Here is a 23,395-nt window from a genome sequence, read left to right on the forward strand (position 1 = left end):
CGGCTCACCCACCCACCGCCGCGCGGGCCTCGTCGAAGATGGCCCGGATCTCCGCCGTCGCCTCCCTCCACAAGGGATCGTCCCTGTCGAGGGTCTGGGCGGCGTGCTCCGCCGACCGCAGGCGCGCGGCGGTGCCGAGGTCGCGGGCGATCTCGACATGGACGGCCCACGCGGCGAGAAAGCCGCGCAGCGGCTCGATCGAACCCGACTCGACGGAGAGGGCGATCGCCTCGTTCTTCTGCCGCTCCATCTCCGCCAGGCGGTGCGGGGCCACCTGCGCGAGCGCCATGCGGAGCGCGTCGGGCGTTCTCCCCGGCCGCGCGATGAGCTCTGCCTCGTGGGGCCCGGGCCGGGTGGTCATGGTGCGGCGGCGGCTCAGTCGTTCGGGACGGTCTCGTACTTCGGGGTCAGCTCCGCCATCTGACGCAGCGCGTCCTTGCGGTCCCGCTTGGAGAGCCGGTCGATGTAGAGGTAGCCGTTGAGGTGGTCCGTCTCGTGCTGGAGGCAGCGGGCGAAGAAGCCGGTGCCCTGGACGACGACGGGGTTGCCGTGCAGGTCCTGGCCGCGGCAGATCGCGAAGTCGGGGCGCGGCAGCTCGGCGTAGGCGCCGGGGACGGACAGGCAGCCCTCGTTGCCGTCGTCGAGGACGCGGCGCTCGGCGGGCAGGTCGTCGATGACCGGGTTGACGATGTGGCCGACGTGGCGGACCCCGTCGTCGTCCGGGCAGTCGTAGACGAAGACCCGCAGGTCCACGCCGATCTGGTTCGCGGCGAGGCCGACGCCCTCGGCGGCACGCTGGCTGGCGAACATGTCGTCGACAAGGGCGGCCAGCTCGTCGTCGAAGGACGTGACCGGGGTGCACGGGTGGTGCAGGACCGGGTTGCCGACGACCGTGATGGGACGGGCCGTGCCGCGCTCGCGGTGGGCGGCCTCACGCTCCTCCGCGCCGGTCACGTCGTCGGTGAATGCGGTCTGCTCGGTGTCCTGCTGCGACATGGTCCGTCGTACGCCTTCCTGGGGCCTGCTTCAACGCTCGATAGCCCATCAAGGGTACGTGCACCCGACCGGATCAGCAGACCTCTTCGAGATCACGCCAGTCCCGGGTGTCCGGGCTGTCCGCCACCCAGCTGTCCAGCAGCCCGCGCACCAGCCCCACGGGGGCGGCGATGCCGCACTCGCGCTCCGGGGCCCACAGGGCGCCCGGGCTGCGGTGGCTGAGGTGCCCGGGGTGGCCGGGCTCCCCCTGGTCGTGGGGGTCGCGGGAGGCGTCGGAACCGTCGTCGGTGGGCATCCGGCTCTCCGAGCAGGTCCGGCACAGCAGCCGAACGGAGGACGACCAGTCCTCGGCGGCGTACCCCGCGTCGGCGGCCAGCTGCTCCAGCGCGTCGCGATCGGCCTCGGTGGCGGCTTCCAGCAGCACCAGCCAGGTCGGCACGGGAGAGGGCGCCCACAACTCGATCTCGTCGAAGACCGGGTACGTGGCGCCGTCGGCGGTCCGGCGCTCGCCGTGCGGCACACCGTCGTGCAGGACGACCTCGCCCCAGCGCCGTCCGGAGGAGGGCAGCGGGATGCTCAGCACCTCGATGCGGGCCGGGTCGAGCCGGCGGCCCCACACCACTTCGGCCTCGCCCTCCGGGGAGAGCCGCACGGTGGAACTGCCGAGCTCCATCTCGATCGGGCCGGTGCCGGCGGTGTCGGGCCGCAGTCCGTAGGCCTGCCAGGCGCGCCGGGCCAGCGGCCAGTCCTGCAGCGCGGTGGCGGCGATGCCGACGTTCCACCAGTCGGGGGCCCCGGGGGCCCGGTCGAGGAGGGCGACGGCCCGCAGACCGGCGGTGCGTGCCTGCTCCCAGTCGTGCCGGAACTTGTGCAGCAGCGCGAGGTTGTACCAGGACTCCGAGCGCCAGGGCTCCAGATCCGCGGCGCGGATGAGGAGCGCGCCGGCGTCCTCGTACCGCCCGTCGCTGATCAGGGTGAACGCGCGATCGGTCGCCTGCCGCCAGGTGGCGGAGGGCCGATGGCGTGCCCTGCCGAAGATCCTCAAGGTGTCCCGCCTGCCGTTCGCTTTCGCCGGTGTCCCACGGTGCCCCGTCCGTCCCCCCACATCCCGTGCTCAGCGGTGCTCATCAGTCCTCCTTGCCATCGGCGGGGCCCGTCACACACGGCCGGGCCCGCCGGTTTGCCGGCATGGGCGACATACGTGCCTCTCGGGCGCTCTGCGCCCCTGCGGGCATCCAACCATGCCCCTTGGTACGCCCGCTCATTACCGGTCGGTTCACTGCCCTTCCCTGGCAATGACCCTGGTCAGCGCCTCGACCACACGGGGGTCGTATTCCTGGGCGGTGTCCAGGCGCAATCGTTCCAGCGCCTGCAGTCCCCGGCCCACGGGCGCCCCGCCCCCGGCCAGGTCCTCGTAGGCGTTGGCCGTACGCACGATCCGCCCGGCGAGCGGCTGTTCGCGGTACGGATCGGCCTGGACCTCCACGATCCGGGCCACCTCCTCGGATGCCCCCGTCCGGCGTACGACGGCCGCTCCGAGCAGGGCGATGCGGCGTCGTTCCGCGGGGTCCAGGGGCGCGGTCGCGCCGCCGGGCACCGGGTCCACGAGGGAGAGTTGGCCGATGTCGTGCAGCAGGGCGGCGTGCTCCAGCGCGGCCAGGGCCCGTCCGCCCAGGCCGAGTTCCCTGCCCAGGGCGTGACAGAGCGCCCCGACCCGGCGGGCGTGGCCGGCCGGGGTGTAGCCGGCGAGGTCGGTGGCCCGGGCGAGCGAGGCGACTGTCGCGCGCCGCGTCGCCCGGATCGCGGCGTGCCGCCGGAAGGCGGTCTGCGTCAGCAGCAGCGGCACCGCGCACACCGGCACGGCCCACAGCCCCGCGGCCTCCACCGCCTGCGCCAGCACCGCCCCGCCCGCGCACACCGCCGATCCGACGCCGGGCAGCGCGGCCACCTCGTCCCGCAGCACCGGCGCGAAGGGCTCCCGCGTACGGGCGGCGGTCAGCCAGGCGGCGAGGACGGCGTCGCACAGGATGGTGCTGGCGAGCAGGAGCACGGCGTACACCGGGTGGCCGCCGCTTCCGCCGTACAGCGGCTGCGCGCAGACCGCGGCGAAGCCGGTGGTCAGGACCCGCCGGGCGGCGGCGTCCCACGTCCCGCCCCGCACGCGCCCGGCGAGGACGGCGCAGCCGACGACGGTGACCACGACGGGCACCGTCCCGGCGCCCACCAGCGCGTATCCCAGCGCCCCGGCGAACGCCGCGGGCGCCGCCTCCCGGCCGTCCGCCTCGGGGACCCGCAGCACCTCGCCGACCACCACGAGCGCCCCGAACACGGCGGCGGACGCCGGGTCGGCCACCCCATGCACCGCCGTCCAGCCGAGCCCGGCGACCGCGGCGCCGAGGGCGAGGGCGTGCACCGCGTACGCCACCGGCGGGGTCCGCCCGCGGTGGCGGCGACGGCGCAGCAGCCCGGCCACGGCGTCCGCCGCGGCGGCCGCCGGTGTGGCACGCCGGTGCCCCCGGCCGGCCGGCTCGGTCACGCCCGCCGCCCCTTGCCGCCGCGGCGGCCGGGCATCCGGTCGGGGCCGCCGCGGGCGTGCCGACGCGGTGCGACGACCCGTCCGGCGGCAGGGGCCACGCCGGCGGAACCGCCCGCGGCGAAGGGTTCCGGCTCGTCCGTGGTGAGCGCGGGGTTCCAGCCGTCGCGGTCCACGATGCGCACCAGCGCCTCGACCATCTCGGGGTCGAAGTGGCGGCCGGAGCAGCGGCGCAGCTCCCCCAGCGCCTCGCCGACCTCCCGGGCGCGCTGGTAGCTGCGGGTGGAGGTCATGGCGTCGAAGGCGTCGGCGACGGCCACGACGCGGGCCGAGGAGGGGATCGCGTCGCCGGCCAGGCCGTGCGGATAGCCGGAGCCGTCCATGCGCTCGTGGTGGTGGAGGATCGCCGACCGTGCGTCGTCCAGGAAGTCGATGCCGCGCACGATGTCGTGGCCGTAGCCCGGGTGCAGTTCGATGATGCGGCGTTCCTCGGGGGTGAGCGGGCCGTCCTTGCGCAGCACACGCGTCGGGACGCCGATCTTGCCGATGTCGTGCAGGATGCCCGCCAGCCGCAGGGCCTCCACACGCTCGGCGGGCAGGCCGATCTCGCGGGCGATCAGCGCCGAGGCCCGGCCGACCCGTTCGCTGTGGCCGCGGGTGTAGCGGTCCTTGATCTCGACGGCCTGCACCAGGGCGCGCACCGTGGCCTGGTGGGTGGCGCGTTCGCGCTGCGCCTGCCCGGCGACCCAGCGCGCGATGTGCGTGGGCAGCAGCGCCAGGACCGCGGCGAGGCCGCCGTACGGGCCCTGCCAGAGCACCGCGGCCAGCAGTCCCACCAGCGCGTACGTGAGGTTCGGCGCGAGCGTGCCGAGCAGGGCGTCGCGCCACGCGGGGACCGGGGGCACGCGTTCCGCGGCGATCAGCACCCCGACGCTCAGCGCGGCGGACACCAGCCAGAACACCAGCGCCACCCCCGCCGCCGGGAGCAGCAGCCCGGGCAGCCGGTCGGACCGCCCGTCGTCGAGCAGGCCCCGCGCACCGGCCGCCGCGTACACGGCGAGCGAGAGCTGCGCGGCGTGCCACACCCTGCGCACCCCGCGGGGCTCGCCCCGTACCGGAGCGGCCAGCGCGCCCGGCACCGCCACGAGGGCGGCCGCGCCGGGCGGCAGCAGCAGCGCGGCTGCGAACAGCACCGGCGGCAGCGGGGCCCTCGCGAGCTCCCCGGCGAGGAACAGGGCCGCCAGCACGGCCGCGGTCAGCCAGGGAACGCCGTCGTACGGCGCGATGAGGAGCGCGCAGCAGGCCGACAGCACGACGGCGGGCAGGTAGACCCGCGCCGCCGGCGGAAGTTCCCGCACCACCCGCATCTCACGCACGTGACGAGGCTAGGGGCGCGGTCGCCGCCATTCCCGGGAGCAGCCGGGATTCCCGCCTTCGGGTGATCCCGCGTGACCTCCCGTGGTACGGACGGGACCGTACGCCGATCCGGCGGTGCCGGGGGGCACCGCCGGATCGACGGGATGTCTGCGAAGCCTAGGAGGCCGCGGTGGTGGCGTCCCCGCCCTCGAGCGGGCCGGGTACCGGCGCGACCTCGCCCTCGCGGATCAGCTCGATCCGGGTGAGGACCTTGGACCGCAGGTCCGAGGGGACGTCGTCCTGGCCGCAGCACCGCTTGACCAGCTTCTTGACGGCCTGCTCCAAGCCGTACTTCTCCAAGCACGGGTGGCACTCGTCGAAGTGCTGCTTGAACTTGGCGCAGGCGTCGTCGGACATCTCGTTGTCCAGGTACTCGTAAAGATGGTCGAGTACCTCGGAACAGTCCGTCTCATGCGCGTTGCCGCAGCTCATGTGCCCGAGCCCTTCTCGTCGCCCGCGCCCGCCGGGACGAGCCCGCGCTCCCGCGCGTAGTCCTCCAGCAGCGAGCGCAACTGCCGCCGCCCCCGGTGCAGACGCGACATCACCGTACCGATGGGGGTACCCATGATGTCGGCGATCTCCTTGTAGGCAAAGCCCTCGACGTCCGCGAGATAGACCGCGATCCGGAACTCCTCGGGAATCGCCTGCAGCGCCTGCTTCACGTCGGAGTCGGGCAGGTGGTCCAGCGCCTGGGACTCCGCGGAGCGCAGGCCGGTGGACATGTGCGACTCCGCACGCGCCAGCTGCCAGTCCTCGATCTCCTCCGTGCCGCTGCGCTGGGGCTCGCGCTGCTTCTTGCGGTAGGAGTTGATGAAGCTGTTCGTGAGGATGCGGTAGAGCCACGCCTTGAGGTTGGTCCCCTCGCGGAACTGGTGGAAGGACGCGTACGCCTTGGCGTAGGTCTCCTGCACCAGGTCCTCGGCGTCCGCCGGGTTGCGGGTCATGCGCAGCGCCGCCGAGTACATCTGGTCGAGGTACTCCAGGGCGTCCCGCTCGAAGCGCGCGCTGCGCTCGAGGTCCGACTCCTGGGATACCTGGACCTGCTCGTGTACCTCGGACGTACTGTCGTCGGTGCCGCTGACCGGACCCACCTCCTCCACGACGGTCACGGGGCCATACACCGACCCCACGCCATCGGAGGATATCCCGGGCGGGATCGGTGCGCTGGTCGTGCCCGCCGCACCACCCATCGCCGGCCACTCGGGCCAGGCAAGGTAAGGCGCCTCGGCACGGGCGCGGCATGCGGCTGTCGCCATGCGGCTTCCTCACTGTACGTACGAACTTCTCTCCGGACGCCTGGCACAACACGGCCCGGTCGCGGCTCATTCCCGAAGCCGCGGAAGCTCCCCCAGCCAGCGCAGCACGGCGTCCGTGAGGATCGTCACAGCCTCGTCCTGGCCGAGGTCCGCGGACTTCGGCACGGCGAATCCGTGGTCGGCGTACGGCACCTCGACCGGCTCGTGGCCGGGCGGGAACTCCTCGGGCCTGCCGAAGGCGTCCCGGCCGCCCTGGACGACCAGGGCGGGAACGCCCGCGCCGGTCAGCTCGTCGGCACGGGACCTCTCCGGCCTGCCCGGCGGGTGGAGCGGGAAGGAGAGCGCCAGCACCGCGGCCGCGCCCAGCGCGTCGGCGGTACGGCAGGCCACCCGTGCCCCGGCGCTGCGGCCCCCGGCGACGACGGGCAGGCCCGGCGCGGCCAGTGCGGGCCACAGGGCGGTCCAGGCCGCGTCGAGCGTCTTCGGGGCGGGCGCCAGCTTCTTGCCGGCCACCCGCCAGGGCTGCTCGACCAGGGCGACGGTCCAGCCGTGCGGCGGCAGCGCGGCCGCCAGCGCGCGCAGGTCGCGGGCCTCGATGCCGCCGCCCGCTCCGTGACCCAGCGCGACGACGGCGCGGGCCCGGCGCGCCCGGTGCCAGGTGATGCGGGCGTCCCCCACCGGGGTGGGCACGGTCTGGACCGTGTCGGAGATCACGTTCACCTTCGCAGTCTGCCACCGCGGACGGTCGGAACAGCTCAGGACAGCTCAGCACGGCTCAGAACAGGGTTGCCTCCTCCGGCGCCTCGATCGGTTCCACCAGTTCGGGCCCGTTGTTGCGGACGTTGCTGACCTCCGTGCGCACCGGATGGGCGCGCAGCAGCCCGTGGCCCGGCGGGACCAGCAGGGCGCGCAGCGCGCCGGGATCGGTGCGGGCGGGGTCCAGCCAGGCGTCCCACCGGTCGGGGGTGAGCCACAGCGGCATGCGGGGGTGGATGTCGGACAGGGCGCGCGGGCCGCCGGGACGCGCGTCGGCGTCGGCGAAGGGCTCGGTGTCGGCCTCGGTGGTGATGACGGCGCAGGTGACCCACCAGGCGCGGGGGTGCTCGTCGGGCAGCGTGCGGTCGCGCCAGAACTCGTAGAGCCCGGCCATCGCGAAGACCGATCCGTCGGCGGGGGTGACGAAGTACGGCTGCTTGCGGGACCGCTTCTTCCTGCCCTGCTCCTCCAGCTGCCGCTCGTCCTTGCCGGTGACCCACTCGAAGTAGCCGTCGGCGGGCAGCAGGCAGCGGCGGGAGGCGAACGGCCGCTGGTAGGAGGGCTTCTCGTGCACCGTCTCCGCCCGCGCGTTGATCATCTTCGCGGCGGACTCGGGGGACTTGGCCCAGCTCGGCACCAGGCCCCAGCGCAGCGCGCGCAGTTGCCGGACGATCTCGCCGGTCTCCTTGTCGGGGCGTTCCAGCACCGCGTAGGTGCGGTCGGTGGGAGCGACATTCCAATTGGGGTCCAGCGCCTCGGTGGGGTCCCATTTGCGCACGTCGAAGAGGTCGACGAGGTCCTCGGGCCGCCGGCTCGCTGCATATCGACCGCACATGAGTGCCAGATTGCCACGGCGCGGGCACAGCCCGCCGTCGTAGGGTGCGGAACCGTGCAGCTCATCGACTCGCTCTTCGGCACCCAGCCCGCGCCCTCCGTCTGGGTGGTCGGTGCGACCGCCGCCCTCGCCCTGGCCGCGGTCCTCCCGCACGGCATATGGCGGCTGTCGCGCAACGCCGTCACCATCGCGCACGAAGGCGGCCACGGCCTGGTCGCGCTGCTGTCCGGACGCCGTCTGCAGGGCATCCGGCTGCACTCGGACACCTCGGGGCTGACCGTCTCCCGGGGCAAGCCGCACGGCCTCGGCATGGTCCTGACCGCGGCGGCCGGCTACACCGCGCCCTCGCTCCTCGGGGCCGGCGGCGCGCTGCTGCTGGCGGCCGGGCACATCACGCTGCTGCTCTGGAGCGCGACCGCGCTGCTCCTGCTGATGCTGGTCATGATCCGCAACGCCTACGGGGTGCTGACGGTCTTCGTCGCCGGCGGCCTCTTCCTCCTGGTCTCGTGGCAGACCGGGCCGCAGGTGCAGGCGGTCTTCGCGTACCTGGTGGTGTGGTTCCTGCTCCTGGGGGGCGTGCGCCCGCTGCTGGAGCTCCAGCAGAAGAGGCGCGGCGGAGCGGCGCCGAGCTCGGACGCGGACCAGTTGGCGCGCCTCACCCACACGCCCGCCGCCCTGTGGATGCTGCTCTTCTACGCGGTCGCGCTGTTCTCCCTGTTCGGGGGCGGGCGCTGGCTGCTGGGGCTGTAGTCCGCTTGTAGCCCTTGCGGGCGGACCCCTGTTTCCGTCAGGTTTCGTCCGCTTTGTGCGCGATTCAGCCTCACGTTCAACCACTAGGCTTGGTTTCCATGACCGGTACTCCCGCGCACACCGCCCTGTGGCCCGCCCCGCACGCGTCCGCCCCCGTCGACGCCACGGTCACCGTGCCCGGATCCAAGTCGGTCACCAACCGCGCCCTGGTGCTGGCGGCCCTGGCCTCCGAGCCCGGCTGGCTGCGCCGGCCGCTGCGCAGCCGGGACACCGTGCTGATGGCCGAGGCACTGCGGGCCATGGGCGTCCAGATCGACGAGGTGGTCAACCCCTACGGCGGCGAGGCGTGGCGGGTCATCCCCGCCGGGCTGCACGGCCCCGCGACCGTCGACGTCGGCAACGCCGGCACCGTGATGCGCTTCCTGCCGCCGGTCGCCGCGCTCGCCGACGGCCCGGTGCGCTTCGACGGCGACCCCCGTGCGTACGAGCGGCCGCTGCACGGCGTGATCGACGCCCTGCGCGTGCTCGGGGCCCGTATCGACGACGAGGGGCGCGGCGCGCTCCCGATGACCGTGCAGGGCGGCGGGGCGCTGGACGGCGGCCCGGTGTCGATCGACGCGTCCTCCTCCTCGCAGTTCGTCAGCGCCCTGCTGCTGTCCGGCCCGCGCTACAACCAGGGCGTCGAGGTCCGCCACACCGGACCGACCCTGCCGTCCCTGCCGCACATCCGGATGACGGTGGAGATGCTGCGGCACGCCGGCGCCAAGGTCGACACCCCGGAGAACGGGGGCGAGCCCAACGTGTGGCGGGTCGACCCGAGCGCGCTGCTCGGTGTGGACGTCACCGTCGAGCCGGACCTGTCCAACGCCCAGCCCTTCCTGGCGGCGGCCCTGGTCACCGGCGGACGGGTCGTCATCCCCGACTGGCCGGCGCGCACCACGCAGCCGGGCGACGCGCTGCGCGAGCTGTTCACCCGGATGGGTGGTTCCTGCGAGCTGACCGACGCCGGCCTGGTCATGACCGGCTCCGGCCGGCTGCACGGGATCGACGCCGACCTGTCGGAGGTCGGCGAGCTCACCCCGGGCATCGCCGCGGTCGCCGCGCTCGCGGACTCCGAGTCGGTGCTGCGCGGGGTCGGCCACCTCAGGCTGCACGAGACCGACCGGCTGGCCGCGCTGGCCAAGGAGATCAACGGCCTCGGCGGCGATGTCACCGAGACCGAGGACGGCCTGCGCATCCGTCCGCGTCCGCTGCACGGCGGCGTGTTCCACACCTACGACGACCACCGCCTGGCCACCGCCGGCGCGGTCCTCGGCCTGGCCGTGGACGGCGTGCAGGTGGAGAACGTCGCCACCACCGGCAAGACGCTCCCGGACTTCCCCGACATGTGGACGGACATGCTGGGCACCGCACCCGCCGCCCCCGCGTCCCCGGTGCGGGTCTGAGGACATGCGGCGCTACGGCAAGCACACCGACGAGGACGACGTCCGGTCCCGCCCGAACCCCAAGGGCAACCGGCCCCGCTCGACCCTCCGCCCCAAGCACGAGGACGCCGAGGAGGGCTTCGTCCTCACCGTCGACCGCGGCCGGATCACCTGCCTCGTCGACGACCGCACCGTCACCGCCATGAAGGCCCGTGAACTCGGCCGCAAGGGCATCGTGGTGGGCGACCGGGTGGGCATCGTCGGCGACCTGTCGGGCGACAAGGACACCCTGGCGCGGATCGTGCGGGTCGAGGAGCGCTCCTCCGTGCTGCGCCGCACCGCGGACGACACCGATCCCTTCGAGCGCGTGGTCGTCGCCAACGCCGACCGGCTCGCCATCGTCACCGCCCTCGCCGACCCCGAACCGCGGCCGCGGCTGATCGACCGCTGCCTGGTCGCGGCCTACGACGCGGGGCTGGAACCGCTGTTGGTGCTCACCAAGTCCGATCTGGCCCCCGCGGAAACGCTGCTGGAGACGTACGCGCCGCTCGGCGTGCCCTATGTGGTCACCAGTCGCGAGAACTTCGACGAGGGCGCGACCGCGGCCGTGCGCGAGCACCTGGAGGGCCGGGTCACCGCCTTCGTCGGCCACAGCGGGGTCGGGAAGACCACACTGGTCAACGCCCTGGTGGAGCGTCAGCGCGCCACCGGCCATGTCAACGCCGTCACTGGCCGCGGCCGCCACACCACCACCTCGGCCCTGGCGCTGCCGCTGCAGGGCGAGGACGGCTGGGTCATCGACACCCCGGGGGTGCGGTCCTTCGGCCTGGCGCACATCGACCCCTCGCGGGTCATCCACGCCTTCCCGGACCTCGAGCCGGGCACGGAGGGCTGCCCGCGGGCCTGCAGCCACGACGAACCGGACTGCGCGCTGGACGCCTGGGTGGCCGACGGACACGCCGAACCCGCCCGGCTCTTCTCGCTCCGCCGGCTGCTCGCGACGCGGGAGCGCAAGGAAGGGGACTGACGGCCGATTTCCGGGCATGCTGTGTGATGATCGCTCATCGACAGACGGAAACGGGAGGGCGTTCGATGGCCTGGCTCCTCGTGGTGGTCGCAGGTCTCCTCGAAACCGGCTTCGCGGTCTGCCTCAAGCTCTCCCACGGGTTCACCCGGCTGTGGCCGACCATCGCCTTCTGCGTCTTCGCGCTCGGCAGCTTCGGGCTGCTGACGCTGTCGCTGAAGAAGCTGGACGTCGGTGCCGCGTACGCGGTCTGGACGGGCATCGGGGCGGCGGGGACGGCGATCTACGGCATGGTCTTCCTCGGCGACGTCGTGTCGACGCTGAAGCTGATCTCCGTCGCGCTCGTCGTCCTCGGCGCCATCGGGCTCCAGTTGTCCGGCTCGGCGCACTGACCCCGCCTCCCCGGGTCAGGCGGCGCCCGCCCAACCGCGCCCGAGCATCCCTCGCACCAGCCGGGCCACGCGTAGGCACGCGTCCTCGTCCGTGGTCAGCGGCGCCATGACGTAGGACACGCCCACGCGCACCGCCGCCTCGCACGCCCAGGCGAGATCGGCGGAGTCCAGTTTCGGGAAGCTCCGCTCCATGACCGCGGCGGCGCCGGCGCGCAGTGCCGCCAGCACCTCGGTGGGGGTCAGTGGAAGGTCGCTCTTGCGCGCCCGCGCCCCCGGCGCCCGGGGCACCGGGACGCGGGTGATGGCGGCGGCCGGGACGCGGCCCCCGCGGCACCCCGTCAGGACGGCGCGCACCAGGGGGTTGCGGCGGGCCTGCTGCAGGAGCAGCCCGGTGGCCGCGGCGAAGCAGTCGCCGGGGTCGCCGCCCTGCTGGGCGGCGGTGGACAGGGCGCGCTGGACACCCGCCACGAGTTCGTCGGCCTCGCGCCGCGCGAGGGCCCGCGCGAGACCCTCCTTGGTGCCGAACTCGTTGTAGAGGGTCTGCCGCGACACTCCGGCGGTCGCCGCGATGTCCACCATCCTGATCGTCGCCCACGACTGGGCGGACAGCGCGGCCAGAGCCGCGTCCAGCAGGGATGCACGCGCTGTCGGCATGATCGCCTCCACGCCGTCGTCAAGCGGCCGTGGGCAAAGAATTGACGTACTGTCGGTTCGTGTCAACCCTTCGCGCGCACCCTGCGTGACCTCGACAGGCCCCGATCGATACTGTTCGCTCCATGCCGGACTTCAACGACGACCTGCGCCTCGCGCACATCCTCGCCGACGCCGCCGACGCCGCGACCATGGAGCGCTTCAAGGCCTTGGACCTGAAGGTCGAGACCAAGCCCGACATGACGCCGGTCAGCGAGGCGGACAAGCGCGCCGAGGAGCTGATCCGCAGTCAGCTCGGCCGTGCCCGGCCGCGCGACGCCGTCCTCGGCGAGGAGTACGGCTTCGAGGGCACGGGCCCGCGCCGCTGGATCGTCGACCCGATCGACGGCACCAAGAACTACGTCCGGGGCGTGCCGGTGTGGGCGACGCTCATCGCGCTCATGGTGCGCGGCGAGAACGGCGACGAGGGCGTGGTCGGCGTGGTCTCCGCCCCGGCGCTGGGCCGCCGCTGGTGGGCGGTGAAGGGCGGTGGCGCGTACACCGGGCGCAGTCTGTCCTCCGCCACGCGGCTGCGGGTGTCCCGGGTGAGCCGGCTGGAGGACGCCTCGTTCGCGTACTCCTCGCTCGGCGGCTGGGAGGAGCAGGGACGGCTGGACGGCTTCCTGGACCTGACCCGCTCCTGCTGGCGCACGCGTGCGTACGGTGACTTCTGGCCCTACATGATGGTCGCCGAGGGCTCGGTGGACTTCTGCGCGGAACCCGAGCTGAGCCTGTGGGACATGGCCGCCAACGAGGTCATCGTCCGGGAGGCGGGCGGTCGTTTCACCAGCCTGGACGGCACGGACGGCCCCTACGGGGGGAACGCGGCGGCCTCGAACGGACTGCTGCACGAGCAGATGCTCGGTTTCCTCAACCGCGCCTGAACCGCACCCGGCCCGGGCCGCCCCCGGTGTACCACCCATCACCCTCCGCACGCCCCTTGCTGCGGGCCGTTCCGCATGTGAACATGAGAATGCGTGAGCTTGTGAATTTGTGAAACAGTTCTCAAGACGGCCCACGACGCAGCCAAGGGGTATCCCATGCTCGTACGCGAAGCCATGAGCACGGTCGTTCTCACGATCGGCCCGGCTCACACCCTCCGCCAGGCCGCCCGACTGATGTCCGCCCGCAAGGTGGGTGCGGCGGTCGTCCTCGATCCCGACACCTGCGGGCTCGGCATCCTCACCGAGCGCGACATCCTCAACGCCGTCGGTGCCGGGCTCAGCCCCGACAACGAACCCGCCGCCGCCCACACCACCACCGACGTCGTCTTCGCCGCACCCCAGTGGACCCTCGAGGAGGCCGCCGCCGCCATGGTGCGCGGCGGTTTCCGTCACCTGGTGGTGATGGAGGACCGCAACGCGGTCGGCATGGTCTCCGTACGCGACATCGTGCGCTGCTGGCACCCCGCGCACGCGGCCGCCGCCTTGGCGGGCTGAGGGCGCGCGGAGATGGATCGGAGGGGTTCGGGCGCCTGGACGCACCCGAACCCCTCCTGGTCTGTTACGGCAAGCGCCCGTCAGCCGCGCAGGGCCTGGACCGCGGCCTCCAGCCGCTTGCCGTAGTCCTCGTCGGCCCGGCGGAAGTTGTCGATCGCCCGCTCGGCGATGTCGTCGCGCGACACCTTGGCGATGAAACCGGCGAGGTTGGCGATCAGACGCTCCTTCTCACCCTCCGACATCAGCCGGTAGAGGTCGCCCGCCTGGACGAAGTCGTTGTCCTCGGCGTGCGAGGGCGCCTCGTGGTTGCCGGTCCACCCGGTGACCGCCGTGGCCGACCAGAGCGGGGCACCCGTCTGGGCCGGTCCGCCGAAGCTGTTGGGCTCGTAGTTCTTGGCGCCGCCGTGCCGGCCGTCGTAGGCGTACCCGTCACGGCTGTTGGTGCGCGCCTCGGTGGCGTGCGGACGGTTCACCGGCAGGTGGTCGGCGTTGATGCCGACGCGGTAGCGGTGGGCGTCGCCGTAGGCGAACAGGCGCCCCTGCAGCATCTTGTCCGGGGAGGGGCCGATGCCGGGCACGAAGTGCGCCGGGGAGAAGATCGACTGCTCGACCTCGGCGAAGATGTTCTGCGGGTTGCGGTTGAGCTCCAGCTTGCCGATCTCGATCGGCGGGTAGTCCGCGTGCGGCCACACCTTGGTGAGGTCGAACGGGTTGAAGCGGTAGGCCGCCGCCTCCGCCGCGGGCATGATCTGCACCTGCACGGTCCAGGTCGGGAACTCGCCGCGCTCGATCGACTCGCGCAGGTCGCGCTGGTGCGAGTCGGGGTCGACGCCCGCGACCCCGGCCGCCTCCTCGGCGGTCAGGTTCCTGATGCCCTGGTCGGTCTTGAAGTGGTACTTGACCCAGAAGACCTCGCCCGCCTCATTGGTCCACTGGTAGGTGTGCGAGCCGTAGCCGTTCATGTGGCGGTAGCTCGCCGGGATACCGCGGTCGCCGAACAGCCAGGTCACCTGGTGCGTCGACTCGGGCGACAGCCCCCAGAAGTCCCAGACGTTGTCCGCCTCCTGGGAGCCGGTGTACGGGTCGCGCTTCTGGGTGTGGATGAAGTCGGGGAACTTGATGGCGTCCTTGATGAAGAACACCGGGGTGTTGTTGCCGACGAGGTCGTAATTGCCCTCCTCGGTGTAGAACTTCAGCGCCCAGCCGCGCGGGTCGCGCACCGCGTCCGCCGCGCCGAGGTTGCCGGCGACGGTGGAGAACCGCAGGAAGGTCTCCGTCTGCTTGCCCACCCCGGACAGGAACGCGGCACGGGTGTACCGCGTCACGTCGGCCGTCACCGTGAAGGTGCCGTAGGCGCCGGCGCCGCGCGCGTGCACCACGCGCTCCGGGATGCGCTCGCGGTTGAAGTGGGCGAGCTTCTCCAGCAGCAGCTGGTCCTGGATCAGGACCGGTCCGCCGACCCCCGCGGTCTCGCTGTTCTGGTTGTCCGCGACCGGGGCGCCTGCCTCGGTCGTCAGCGGGCCGGTCTGGTGAACCGTCACGTCCTTCTCCCTGCGTTCGTCTGTGCGGTGGCTGTCGCCGGAACCGATCCTACGATAGACAAGGTCTAAGTCAAGAAGAGCATCAGAGTCATACGGATTCAGAACACGGACCGCCGCTGTTAAGCTGGCGACATCCCACGGATAGGTGAAACGGAATGAGTGACCTGCTGGAACGACTGCGCGGACGCGGCTGGCGGATGACCGCACAGCGGCGTGTCGTGGCCGAGGTCCTCGACGGCGAGCACGTCCACCTGACCGCCGACGAGGTGCACGCCCTGGCCGCGACCCGGCTGCCCGAGATCTCCCGGGCGACGGTCTACAACACCCTGGGCGAGCTGGTCTCGCTGGGCGAGGTCATGGAGGTCGCCACCGACGGCCGCGCCAAGCGCTACGACCCGAACGCGCACCACGCCCACCAGCACCTGGTCTGCTCCCGCTGCGGCACCATCCGCGACGTCCACCCCGCCGGCAACCCGCTCACCGACCTGCCCGACAGCGAGCGCTTCGGGTTCACCGTCTCCGACGTCGAGGTGACCTACCGGGGCCTGTGCCCCGACTGCGCCTGACGCCGCGCCGAGCGGCACAGCCGTTCCGCCGCCTTCCGCACAGCGGGCTCCGGCCGCGTCCGGCCGAACCACACCGTTTCCGGCGGCACCTCCCCGGCGACCCTGGCCAGCGCCTCGAAGGCCTCCCTGGCCACGCCCGGGTCCGCGTCCGTCGCCAACGGCCCCAGCAGGCCCAGCAGCCCCTCACGCGGCGCCAGACGGCCCAGCGCACGCACCGCGGCCCGCCGCACCACCGACGGCCACGGCATCCGCGCCTCCCGGACCAGCCGCAGCAGCAGCGGCACGTCCGTCCCGTCCCCGCACTCCCCCAGCCCCAGGGCCAGCCCGGCGACCAGCCGCGGCGGGCTCTGCGGCCCGCAGCGCACCAGCTGCCTGCGGTACGTCAGCGCGGGCGGCTCGCCCCTGCTGTACAGCCGCCACCTGGCCTGCGCCCGCACCATCCGCGCCGGGTCCGCGAGCGGCGCCGTCAGCCGAGCCGCCGGCACGTCCTCCGGCAGCGCCGCCACCGCCAGCTCACGCACCGCGGCGGACCGGGCCCACAGCAGCCGCCCCGCCTGGTCCGGGTCGAGCTCCAGCAGCCGCTGCGCACACAGCCGCCGGCACACCTGGTCCGGATCGCGCAGCGCGGTACGGACCAGATCGCCCCGGACGAACTCCCCCAGCTCCAAAGCCAGTTCCACCCCGAACCGCCGGGTCGCCGGTTCCGCGTCGGCCGCCAGCGCCCGCACGGCCCGCCGTGCCTCGGGCGCCGCGAGCACCTCCCGGTACGCCTCCAGCGCCCCCGCCGCCCGGCGCCTGCCCCGCAGCCTGAGCAGGATCCGCACCGCCGCCGCGGCCTCGTCCGGCGCGGACCGCAGTGCCAGCGCCCCCACAGCCCGCTCCCGCACCGGATCCACCCAGTCCGCGGCCCGCAGCGCCAGGGCGGTGGCCACCAGCGGACCGCCCATGTGCGCCAGGCCCTCCACGGCGGCCTGCCGTGTACGGCCGTCCCGGTCCATCGAGGCCAGCAGCAGCCGCAGCGAATCGGGCTCCCCCGCCGCCGGCGACCACTGCCCCTCCACCGCCCGCGCGGCACGGTCCAGCGACAGCCACAGCCCGGGCTCCGCCTCCCCCAGCGCCTTCAGCGCCGCCTCCCGGTCGTACGCGGCACCCTCACCGGCCCCCGCCGCCGCGCGCAGCTCCACCAGCAACTCGGCCACCGCACCGGCCGCGCACAGCCGCCCCCACCGCGTCACGTCCCTGAGTTCCGCCGGCCGCCGCTTACGCCGCCTGCGCAGCAACCCCGCCTCCTCGCGCCGCCGCCCTCGCCACGCCTCCAGCATCCTCCGGCACCCCGGACCGGCGGCGAAAGGTTCGCACGCTTTTGCCCGATCCATGCCTGCGCTGTACCCACCGCATACAAGAAGGCCCGGAAGCCAATGGCTTCCGGGCCTTCTCATCAGTAGCGGGGACAGGATTTGAACCTGCGACCTCTGGGTTATGAGCCCAGCGAGCTACCGAGCTGCTCCACCCCGCGTCGTTGTGCCCTTAGAGTAACCCCCCGCCCCTGAGCAGCGCAAATCCATTCCGGCCGGGGCCTACACCTCGGGCCGTATGTCGGCGCTGCGCCTATGGCTGCCCGAGCACGGTGCCGTCTCATCCACCCACCGGGGATCAGGCGCGAGAGCTCACGGAGGGGGCGGGGGAGGTGGGGGCACCTCCCAGCGGTAGCTGGGGGAGGGTGGTGTTCTGGACTGTGGAGCACATTTGGGTGCACAACCCGGGGCACTCAACGGCAAGCGCCTGAGGCACCTAAATGTGCTGTCCAGAATGGCAGCCCCGGAGGCCCCGCACCCGGCCCCCCAACGACTCGCGTCGGGGTGCGTGACTTCACAGGGCTGGGGGCACCCCCGGCCGAAGGTTGGGGGAGGGCGGGAGGGCAGGTGAAAAACCCGGTACAGCGCAGCGCAGCGCCCCTCACGCCGACATCTCGTGCTCCAGCGCATCCGTGAGCCGCGCCGCCCGCTCCGCCACCTCCACGGGCCCGCACTCCACCGCCCGCGCGCACCACGCCCGCGCGTCCGCGAGCTGCCCGTGCCGGGCGGCCAGCAGCGCCAGCCGCAGCGCCGCACGCCCGTGCCCCGCGTCGGCGGCCCGGGTCCACCACATCGCCGCCTCCGGCTCCGCGCCCTCGCGTGCGAGGAGGAGCCCGAGGTTGAAGGCCCCGTTGCGGCTGCCCCCTTCGGCCGCCTCGCGGTACCAGTGGGCGGCGTCCACGACGTCCCCCCGCCGGGCGGCGCACATGCCGAGCCGGACCTGGGCACGCCGGTGCCCCTGGCCGGCGGCGCGGGCGTACCACTCCTCCGCCTCGGCGGCCGCGTCCTCCGTGCCCTGCGCGTCGAGCAACGCGCCCAGCCGGAAGGCGCCTTCGGGGCTGCCGCCGCCCGCGGCGCACCTCAGGTGCCGCTCGGCGCCGTGCGGGTCCCCGTCCTTCTGGAGGGCGATCGCGACCTGGAGCGCGGCCTCGCTGTGGCCGCTGGCGGCCGCCCGCTCGTACCAGCGCCGCGCGGTGCGGTCGTCGCCGCGGCCGGCGTACAGGATGCCGAGGTTGAACGCGGCGTCGACGCTGCCGGCCTCCGCGGCCTTGGAGAACCACGGCTCGGCGCCCGCCGCGTCCCCGCGCTGCAGCAGCAGCACGGCGAGCGCGTTGGCCGCCTCGCGGTGGCCGGTGTAGGCCGCCTTGCGGTACCACTGCTCGGCCTGGGCGGTACGTCCCTGGCCGGCGCAGAGCAGGCCGAGGTTGAAGGCGCCGTTGACGTCGCCGGACTCCAGCGCGGCCCGGTACCACCGCTCGGCGGTCTGGGTCTCGCCCTCCTGCGCGTGCAGGGCGCCGAGCGCGTTCGCGGCGTTGCCGTCACCGGCGTTGGCGGCCCGCCGCCACCAGGTGGCGGCGCCGTCGACGTCGCCGGCGTCGCGCAGCAGGAAGCCGAGCGCGCAGGCGGCCCGGGGCTCGCCGTCGCGGGCGGCGGTGAGGTACCAGCGCTTGGCCTCCTCGTACTCGCCGCGCTCCTCCAGCAGCGTGCCGAGGCGCAGCGCGGCGCGCCGGTGCCGGCGGGCCGCGGCCTGCCGGTACCACTGCTCGGCCTCGCGCTCCTCGCCGCGCTCGGCGCAGATGCGGGCCAGCCGGTACGCCGCCTCGCGGTGCCCGTGCTCGGCGGCGGCGTGGAACCAGCGCTCGGCGCCGACGTCGCGCCGGTGGTCGAGCAGGTCGGCGAGCGCGTACGCGCCCAGGGTGTGCCCGGACTCGGCGGCCTGCCGCAGCCAGTACTCGGCGCCCGGCTCGTCGCCGCGCTCGCGGAAGTGCCGGCCGAGCGCGTGCGCGGCCGCGGCGGAGCCCGCCACGGCGGCGATGCGCCACCAGCCCGCCGCCTCCTCGGCATGGCCGCGCTGGTGCAGCAGCAGCCCGAGGTTGTTGGCGGCCGGCCGTTCTCCCCCGGCGGCGGCCGCGCGCAGGTACGGCTCGGCCCCCTCCAGGTCGCCACGGCGCAGCAGCAGGGTGCCGAGGACGCTCGCTGCGGCGATGTCGCCGTGCTCGGCGGCCCGCCGGTGGCGCGCCTCGAGTTCGGCCTCCTCGCGGGCCTCCAGGCTCTCCTCGTCCGGCAGTTCGGACTCGATGAGCCGCTCCTCCTCGTCGGCGCCCATGCGCGGGCCCGGCAGCAGTTCCGCGACGGTCGGCGCGAGGGCGCCCGTCCGCGCGGGAACGGACGCGGGCAGGGTCGTCCCGCCCGCGGACCCACTGTCAGGAATCCGACGAGTTTTCAGCAGCCTTGCACCATCCCCCATGAGGTCCATCGTCGCACCACCCGTACCCGCAGTACACCTGGTATGCAACAACCCTGCGGGGTTGAGACCGTCCCAGGAGGTCACTTCAGCGTTTTGTCGACTTCCCGACATCAGCCTCGACGAAACCTCTGCGCGCGCAGTTCCCCCGTACAAGTGAAAGGGCCCGGAGCCTAGTTGACTCCGGACCCTCTCGAACAGTAGCGGGGACAGGATTTGAACCTGCGACCTCTGGGTTATGAGCCCAGCGAGCTACCGAGCTGCTCCACCCCGCGTCGTTGTGTCCCAACCGTACCACGACGCGGGGAGTGCCTGCTCAGCCCCTTTTCTCCGGCTGTTCACCCGTCGGCTTCCCGGGTTGCTTGCCGGCCTGCTTCTCGGCCTCCTGCGCCCGTTGCAGCGCTGCCGCCAGATCCTTCTGGGCCTGGCCGTACGCCGCCCAGTCGCCCGCCTTCAGCGCCTTCTGGCTCGCGTCGTACGCCGCTTGGGCGTCCGCCAGGGCCTGGGCCACCGTCGCGTTGGCCGGGGGCGGCTGGGTACCGGTGCCGCCGCCGGTCTCCGGTGGCGGCGTCGTCCCGCCCTCCGCCGTCCCGAACACGGCGTTCAGCGCCTCACCGAGGGTGTCCTCGAACTCCACCTTTCCGCCGTACCAGACCAGCACCTTCTTCAGCAGCGGGTAGTCGAAGTCGGCGCCGCGCAGGTAGACCGGCTCCACATAGAGCAGGCCGCCGTCGAGCGGGATGGTGAGCAGATTTCCGTACTCGACGGTGGAACCGCCGCCGCCGCTCAGCAGCTTGATCTTCTCCGCCACGTCGGGATCGGAGTTGAACTGGCTCTGCACCTGCTGCGGGCCGTACACCTTGGTGTTCGACAGCCTCAGCAACCGGATCGTGCCGTAGTCCTGGCTGCTGGCATCGGCGTCGACCGCCATGAAGGCACCGAGGTTGTCACGCCGGTTGAGGGTGTAGGTCGTCGTCAAGGAGAACGTCTGGGCCTTCTGGTCCGGCATGCGAAGGCTCAGGTAGTACGGCGGCACCGCCTTGCCCGTCTTCGTCGCGGGGTCGTTGGGGACCTGCCACACCTCGCTGCCGCTGTAGAAGGTCGACGCCTTGGTGACGTGGTAGCGCGTCAGCAACTGGCGCTGCACCTTGAACAGGTCCTGCGGGTAGCGCAGATGCGCCATCAGGTCGGCGCTGATCGCGCTCTTCGGCTGCACCGTGCGCGGGAACGCCTTCATCCAGGTCTTCAGCACCGGGTCCTTGTCGTCCCACTCGTAGAGCGTGACGTCACCGGAGAAGGCGTCCACGGTCGCCTTGACCGAGTTGCGGATGTAGTTGACCTGGTTCTGCTGCGCCAGGACCGCGCGCTGCCCGTCGGTCAGCGAGTCCGCCGTGGTGTCGCCGAGCGTCGTCCGCGACGAGTACGGGTAGCCGTTGCTCGTCGTGTAGGCGTCGACGATCCACACCACCCGGTGGTCGACGACCGCCGGGTAGGAGTCGCCGTCGATGGTCAGCCAGGGCGCGACCGCCTCGACCCGCTCCTTGGGCGTGCGGTTGTACAGGATGCGCGAGTCGTCGCCGACCGCGCCGGAGTAGAAGATCTGCGGATCCCCGAAGGCCACCGCGTACGCGGCCCGGGTCAGCGGGCTCTTGAGGCCGACGCCGCTCTTGCCGGTGTAGGTGTACGACTTCTCGCCGTCGTCGGTGGTGTTGTAGTCGATCTCCGGCGTGGACTTGTCGCCGACGATGGACCACTGCTTGGTCTTCTCGCCGTAGTAGATCCGCTGTTCGTACTCTCCGAGTTCACCGGTGGTCGGCAGTTCGGACTCGGTGAAGACCGGCTCGCCGCGCGTGGTCTCGTCGCCCTCGGTCGCGGTGGTGCCCTTGGCGGCGACCAGGCCGTAGCCGTGCGTGTACTTGAAGTGGTCGTTGATCCAGCTGTGCTGCGGGACGCCCGCCAGGTTGAGCTCGCGCAGGCCGACCACGGTGTCCTGCTCCTTGCCGTCCGCCTTGTAGCGGTCGACGTCGAGCGTGGAGGGGAACGAGTAGTAGCCGTTCGCCTTCTGCAACTGCTGGAACGTCGGGGAGACGACATTGGGGTCCAGCAGCCGGATGGACGCGGTGGTGTCGGCGTCCGCGCGCAGTTGTGCCCGGTTCTCGTCCTTGGCCGGATTGGTGCCCACGTAGTCGGACACCTTGGTGCCCGCGATGTCGTACGCCTGGCGTGTGGCGTCGATGTTCTTCTGGATGTACGGCTGCTCCTTGGCGGCCTCGTTCGGCTGCACCTGGAACTTCTGCACGATCGCCGGGTACAGCCCGCCGATCAGGATCGCCGACAGCACCATGAGGCCGAAGCCGATCAGCGGCAGCGACCACGTGCGCCGCCACAAGGTGGCGAAGAACAGCAGGGCGCAGATGATGGCGATCGCGAAGAGGATCGTCTTGGCCGGCAGATAGGCGTTGGCGTCCACATAGCGCAGCCCGGTCCAGTCCCCGGACTTGAGGTTGCCGGACTTGACCGCCAGCGAGTACCGGTCGAGCCAGTAGGCGACCGCCTTGAGGGTCACGAACAGGCCCAGCAGCACCGACAGGTGGCCGGTCGCCGCGGCGGTGGCGCGGCCGCCCGGGGAGGTGATGCGCAGCCCCCCGTACAGGTAGTGCACCAGGGCGGACGCCAGCAGCGAGAGCACGACCGCGGCGAAGCCGAAGCTCAGCAGGAAGCGGTACCAGGGCAGGTCGAAGGCGTAGAAGGAGACGTCGACACCGAACTGCGGGTCCTTGGTGCCGAACGGGGTGGCGTTCGTCCACAGCAGCCAGGTACGCCACTGACTGGACGCGGACGCTCCCGCGATCAGGCCCACCAGGGCGCAGACCGCCAGCAGCACCCACTTCTTGTAGGGCGCGATGCCCATCCGGTAGCGGTCGAGGCTCTGCTGCTCCAGCGACATCGCGCTGAGCGGCGGCCGCAACCGGTGCGCCAGGTAGACGTTGATGCCGACGGCCACCGCCATCAGCAGGCCGAAGACGAAGAACAGCCCGATCTTGGTCCACAGTGTCGTGGTGAACACCGAGGAGTAGTGGACGGATCGGTACCAGAGCCAGTCGGTCCAGAAGCCGGCGAACATGACGAAGGCCATGGCCAGCACGGCCAGGACCCCCAGCGTCATGAGCAGTGTCCGGGCTCGCCGCGACGGGCGCCCCGCTCTGATCCGCGGCCCGCGCGGACTCCCGCCACGGTCCGGCATCTGGAATACCAAGGTGCGCACCTCAAGAGTCGGTCTCCGGCGGACGCCCGGCCGGCGCCCACTGATGCAACTTACTCACGGTTTACACAGTTCCCCAAGGTGCTCGATTGGGGATGCGGGTCACAGAACAGGCAGGATGTTGAGCATGTCCAATATTGAGTCCGGCGGCGCCCCGCTCGCCGCGAACCCGCTGACCCAGGCCGTGCTGGAGATCGACGACTACGCGTCGGGTCTGGGCTGGGACCAGCCCGCCCGGCTCTTCGCGCTGGTCGACACGGACCGGCTCCGTGTACAGGAGCCGGGGCTCGCCGACGAACTCGGCCTCGCGGAGCAGACCGCGGGGGCGCTGACCCCGATCGAGCAGGACGAGCTGCCGGCCGGCACGCCGCTCGACGAGTTCCTGGCCACGATCGCCTGGCCCGAGGTGGTCAGCGGCTGCGCCCTGACCGTGGAGCGGCTGATGCTGCCGCCGTCCGCCGAGCAGGCCATCCCGGAGGACCTGGACGAGGCCGCGCTGGGCGAGTGGGTGGCCGCGCACCCCGAGCGCCAGGAGGTGCGGATGACGGTGGCCGTGCTGCGCGACGGCACCAGGGAGTCGGCCGTGCGGCTGCGCTCCAAGGACTCGGCGACCGAGGTGCTGACGGGCGCCGCCCTGGTGCCGGGACTGGCTGAGGCGCTGTCGGCGACCTTCGAGGAGTGACGGCGCGGGGGGAG

22 protein-coding genes and 2 tRNA genes are annotated in these 23,395 nt (G+C 72.8%); 8 read left to right on the forward strand and 16 right to left on the reverse strand.

Annotation, left to right across the window (positions count from 1 at the left end; all coding sequences use genetic code 11):
- Positions 1 to 4: 4 nt before the first annotated feature.
- The 9 genes from ABZ883_RS18835 to ABZ883_RS18875 all read right to left on the reverse strand — a co-directional run bounded on the left by ABZ883_RS18835 (position 5) and on the right by ABZ883_RS18875 (position 7,792).
- A complete protein-coding gene (locus tag ABZ883_RS18835) occupies positions 5 to 361 on the reverse strand; it encodes a hypothetical protein (protein ID WP_360907211.1) in 357 nt (118 codons plus the stop codon).
- Positions 362 to 375: 14 nt separating this feature from the next.
- Positions 376 to 996, reverse strand: coding sequence for a peptide deformylase (gene def, locus ABZ883_RS18840; protein ID WP_360907213.1), 621 nt, complete (start codon positions 994 to 996; stop codon positions 376 to 378).
- 73 nt (positions 997 to 1,069) lie between these two features.
- Positions 1,070 to 2,041, reverse strand: a complete 972-nt coding sequence (locus ABZ883_RS18845) for a tetratricopeptide repeat protein (protein ID WP_360907215.1) — start codon at positions 2,039 to 2,041, stop codon at positions 1,070 to 1,072.
- Positions 2,042 to 2,272: 231 nt separating this feature from the next.
- Positions 2,273 to 3,409, reverse strand: a complete 1,137-nt coding sequence (locus ABZ883_RS18850; protein WP_360907430.1) for an HD domain-containing phosphohydrolase — start codon at positions 3,407 to 3,409, stop codon at positions 2,273 to 2,275.
- A gap of 119 nt (positions 3,410 to 3,528) precedes the next feature.
- The gene (locus tag ABZ883_RS18855) at positions 3,529 to 4,896 is read right to left on the reverse strand and encodes an HD-GYP domain-containing protein (protein WP_360907432.1); all 1,368 of its coding nucleotides are present in this window, start codon (positions 4,894 to 4,896) and stop codon (positions 3,529 to 3,531) included.
- Positions 4,897 to 5,062: 166 nt separating this feature from the next.
- Positions 5,063 to 5,377 (reverse strand): mycothiol system anti-sigma-R factor, encoded by a 315-nt coding sequence (gene rsrA, locus ABZ883_RS18860; RefSeq protein ID WP_360907217.1) that lies wholly within the window; start codon positions 5,375 to 5,377, stop codon positions 5,063 to 5,065.
- A complete protein-coding gene (locus tag ABZ883_RS18865; RefSeq protein ID WP_360907434.1) occupies positions 5,374 to 6,135 on the reverse strand; it encodes a sigma-70 family RNA polymerase sigma factor in 762 nt (253 codons plus the stop codon). Before ABZ883_RS18865 ends, rsrA begins: the two co-directional genes overlap by 4 nt.
- Before the next feature lie 132 nt (positions 6,136 to 6,267).
- Positions 6,268 to 6,912, reverse strand: a complete 645-nt coding sequence (locus ABZ883_RS18870) for an alpha/beta family hydrolase (protein ID WP_360907436.1) — start codon at positions 6,910 to 6,912, stop codon at positions 6,268 to 6,270.
- A gap of 64 nt (positions 6,913 to 6,976) precedes the next feature.
- The gene (locus tag ABZ883_RS18875; RefSeq protein WP_360907219.1) at positions 6,977 to 7,792 is read right to left on the reverse strand and encodes an SOS response-associated peptidase; all 816 of its coding nucleotides are present in this window, start codon (positions 7,790 to 7,792) and stop codon (positions 6,977 to 6,979) included.
- Positions 7,793 to 7,846: 54 nt separating this feature from the next.
- Here ABZ883_RS18875 and ABZ883_RS18880 point away from each other — a divergent pair, with 54 nt between their 5' ends.
- The 4 genes from ABZ883_RS18880 (at position 7,847) to ABZ883_RS18895 (ending at position 11,382) form a co-directional block, all read left to right on the forward strand.
- Positions 7,847 to 8,542, forward strand: coding sequence for a M50 family metallopeptidase (locus ABZ883_RS18880; protein ID WP_360907222.1), 696 nt, complete (start codon positions 7,847 to 7,849; stop codon positions 8,540 to 8,542).
- A 98-nt stretch (positions 8,543 to 8,640) separates the two neighbouring features.
- Positions 8,641 to 9,987, forward strand: a complete 1,347-nt coding sequence (gene aroA / locus ABZ883_RS18885) for a 3-phosphoshikimate 1-carboxyvinyltransferase (protein WP_360907224.1) — start codon at positions 8,641 to 8,643, stop codon at positions 9,985 to 9,987.
- Between the two features lie 4 nt (positions 9,988 to 9,991).
- Positions 9,992 to 10,993, forward strand: a complete 1,002-nt coding sequence (gene rsgA / locus ABZ883_RS18890) for a ribosome small subunit-dependent GTPase A (RefSeq protein WP_360907226.1) — start codon at positions 9,992 to 9,994, stop codon at positions 10,991 to 10,993.
- Positions 10,994 to 11,058: 65 nt separating this feature from the next.
- The gene (locus ABZ883_RS18895) at positions 11,059 to 11,382 is read left to right on the forward strand and encodes a multidrug efflux SMR transporter (RefSeq protein ID WP_360907228.1); all 324 of its coding nucleotides are present in this window, start codon (positions 11,059 to 11,061) and stop codon (positions 11,380 to 11,382) included.
- A gap of 15 nt (positions 11,383 to 11,397) precedes the next feature.
- Here the strand turns inward: ABZ883_RS18895 and ABZ883_RS18900 are convergent, their stop codons facing one another.
- Positions 11,398 to 12,036, reverse strand: coding sequence for a TetR family transcriptional regulator (locus ABZ883_RS18900; protein ID WP_360907230.1), 639 nt, complete (start codon positions 12,034 to 12,036; stop codon positions 11,398 to 11,400).
- 122 nt (positions 12,037 to 12,158) lie between these two features.
- Between ABZ883_RS18900 and hisN the strand changes: the two genes are divergently transcribed.
- Together hisN and ABZ883_RS18910 are read left to right on the forward strand one after the other, a co-directional pair.
- On the forward strand, positions 12,159 to 12,956 hold the full coding sequence (gene hisN / locus ABZ883_RS18905) for a histidinol-phosphatase (RefSeq protein ID WP_360907232.1): 798 nt from the start codon (positions 12,159 to 12,161) through the stop codon (positions 12,954 to 12,956).
- A 156-nt stretch (positions 12,957 to 13,112) separates the two neighbouring features.
- Positions 13,113 to 13,511, forward strand: a complete 399-nt coding sequence (locus ABZ883_RS18910; RefSeq protein WP_360907234.1) for a CBS domain-containing protein — start codon at positions 13,113 to 13,115, stop codon at positions 13,509 to 13,511.
- Between the two features lie 80 nt (positions 13,512 to 13,591).
- Here ABZ883_RS18910 and ABZ883_RS18915 read toward each other — a convergent pair whose 3' ends face one another.
- Positions 13,592 to 15,052 (reverse strand): catalase, encoded by a 1,461-nt coding sequence (locus ABZ883_RS18915; protein ID WP_360907236.1) that lies wholly within the window; start codon positions 15,050 to 15,052, stop codon positions 13,592 to 13,594.
- Between the two features lie 155 nt (positions 15,053 to 15,207).
- On the opposite strand from ABZ883_RS18915, the gene ABZ883_RS18920 reads away from it, so the two are divergent.
- Positions 15,208 to 15,618, forward strand: coding sequence for a Fur family transcriptional regulator (locus tag ABZ883_RS18920; protein WP_360907238.1), 411 nt, complete (start codon positions 15,208 to 15,210; stop codon positions 15,616 to 15,618).
- Here the strand turns inward: ABZ883_RS18920 and ABZ883_RS18925 are convergent.
- The 5 genes from ABZ883_RS18925 to ABZ883_RS18945 all read right to left on the reverse strand — a co-directional run bounded on the left by ABZ883_RS18925 (position 15,588) and on the right by ABZ883_RS18945 (position 22,681).
- Complete coding sequence (locus ABZ883_RS18925; RefSeq protein WP_360907240.1) at positions 15,588 to 16,940, reverse strand: hypothetical protein; 1,353 nt, start codon at positions 16,938 to 16,940, stop codon at positions 15,588 to 15,590. The two genes, ABZ883_RS18920 and ABZ883_RS18925, sit on opposite strands and share 31 nt — an antisense overlap.
- A gap of 120 nt (positions 16,941 to 17,060) precedes the next feature.
- Positions 17,061 to 17,134, reverse strand: a tRNA-Met gene (locus ABZ883_RS18930).
- 440 nt (positions 17,135 to 17,574) lie between these two features.
- The gene (locus ABZ883_RS18935; protein ID WP_360907438.1) at positions 17,575 to 19,299 is read right to left on the reverse strand and encodes a tetratricopeptide repeat protein; all 1,725 of its coding nucleotides are present in this window, start codon (positions 19,297 to 19,299) and stop codon (positions 17,575 to 17,577) included.
- A 339-nt stretch (positions 19,300 to 19,638) separates the two neighbouring features.
- Positions 19,639 to 19,712, reverse strand: a tRNA-Met gene (locus ABZ883_RS18940).
- Between the two features lie 41 nt (positions 19,713 to 19,753).
- Positions 19,754 to 22,681, reverse strand: coding sequence for a UPF0182 family protein (locus tag ABZ883_RS18945; protein WP_360907440.1), 2,928 nt, complete (start codon positions 22,679 to 22,681; stop codon positions 19,754 to 19,756).
- Positions 22,682 to 22,826: 145 nt separating this feature from the next.
- Here ABZ883_RS18945 and ABZ883_RS18950 point away from each other — a divergent pair, with 145 nt between their 5' ends.
- The gene (locus ABZ883_RS18950; RefSeq protein ID WP_360907242.1) at positions 22,827 to 23,381 is read left to right on the forward strand and encodes a PPA1309 family protein; all 555 of its coding nucleotides are present in this window, start codon (positions 22,827 to 22,829) and stop codon (positions 23,379 to 23,381) included.
- The last annotated feature ends 14 nt before the right edge of the window (positions 23,382 to 23,395 follow it).

This window comes from Streptomyces sp. NPDC046977 (genome assembly GCF_040644455.1).
GTDB lineage: Bacteria > Actinomycetota > Actinomycetes > Streptomycetales > Streptomycetaceae > Actinacidiphila.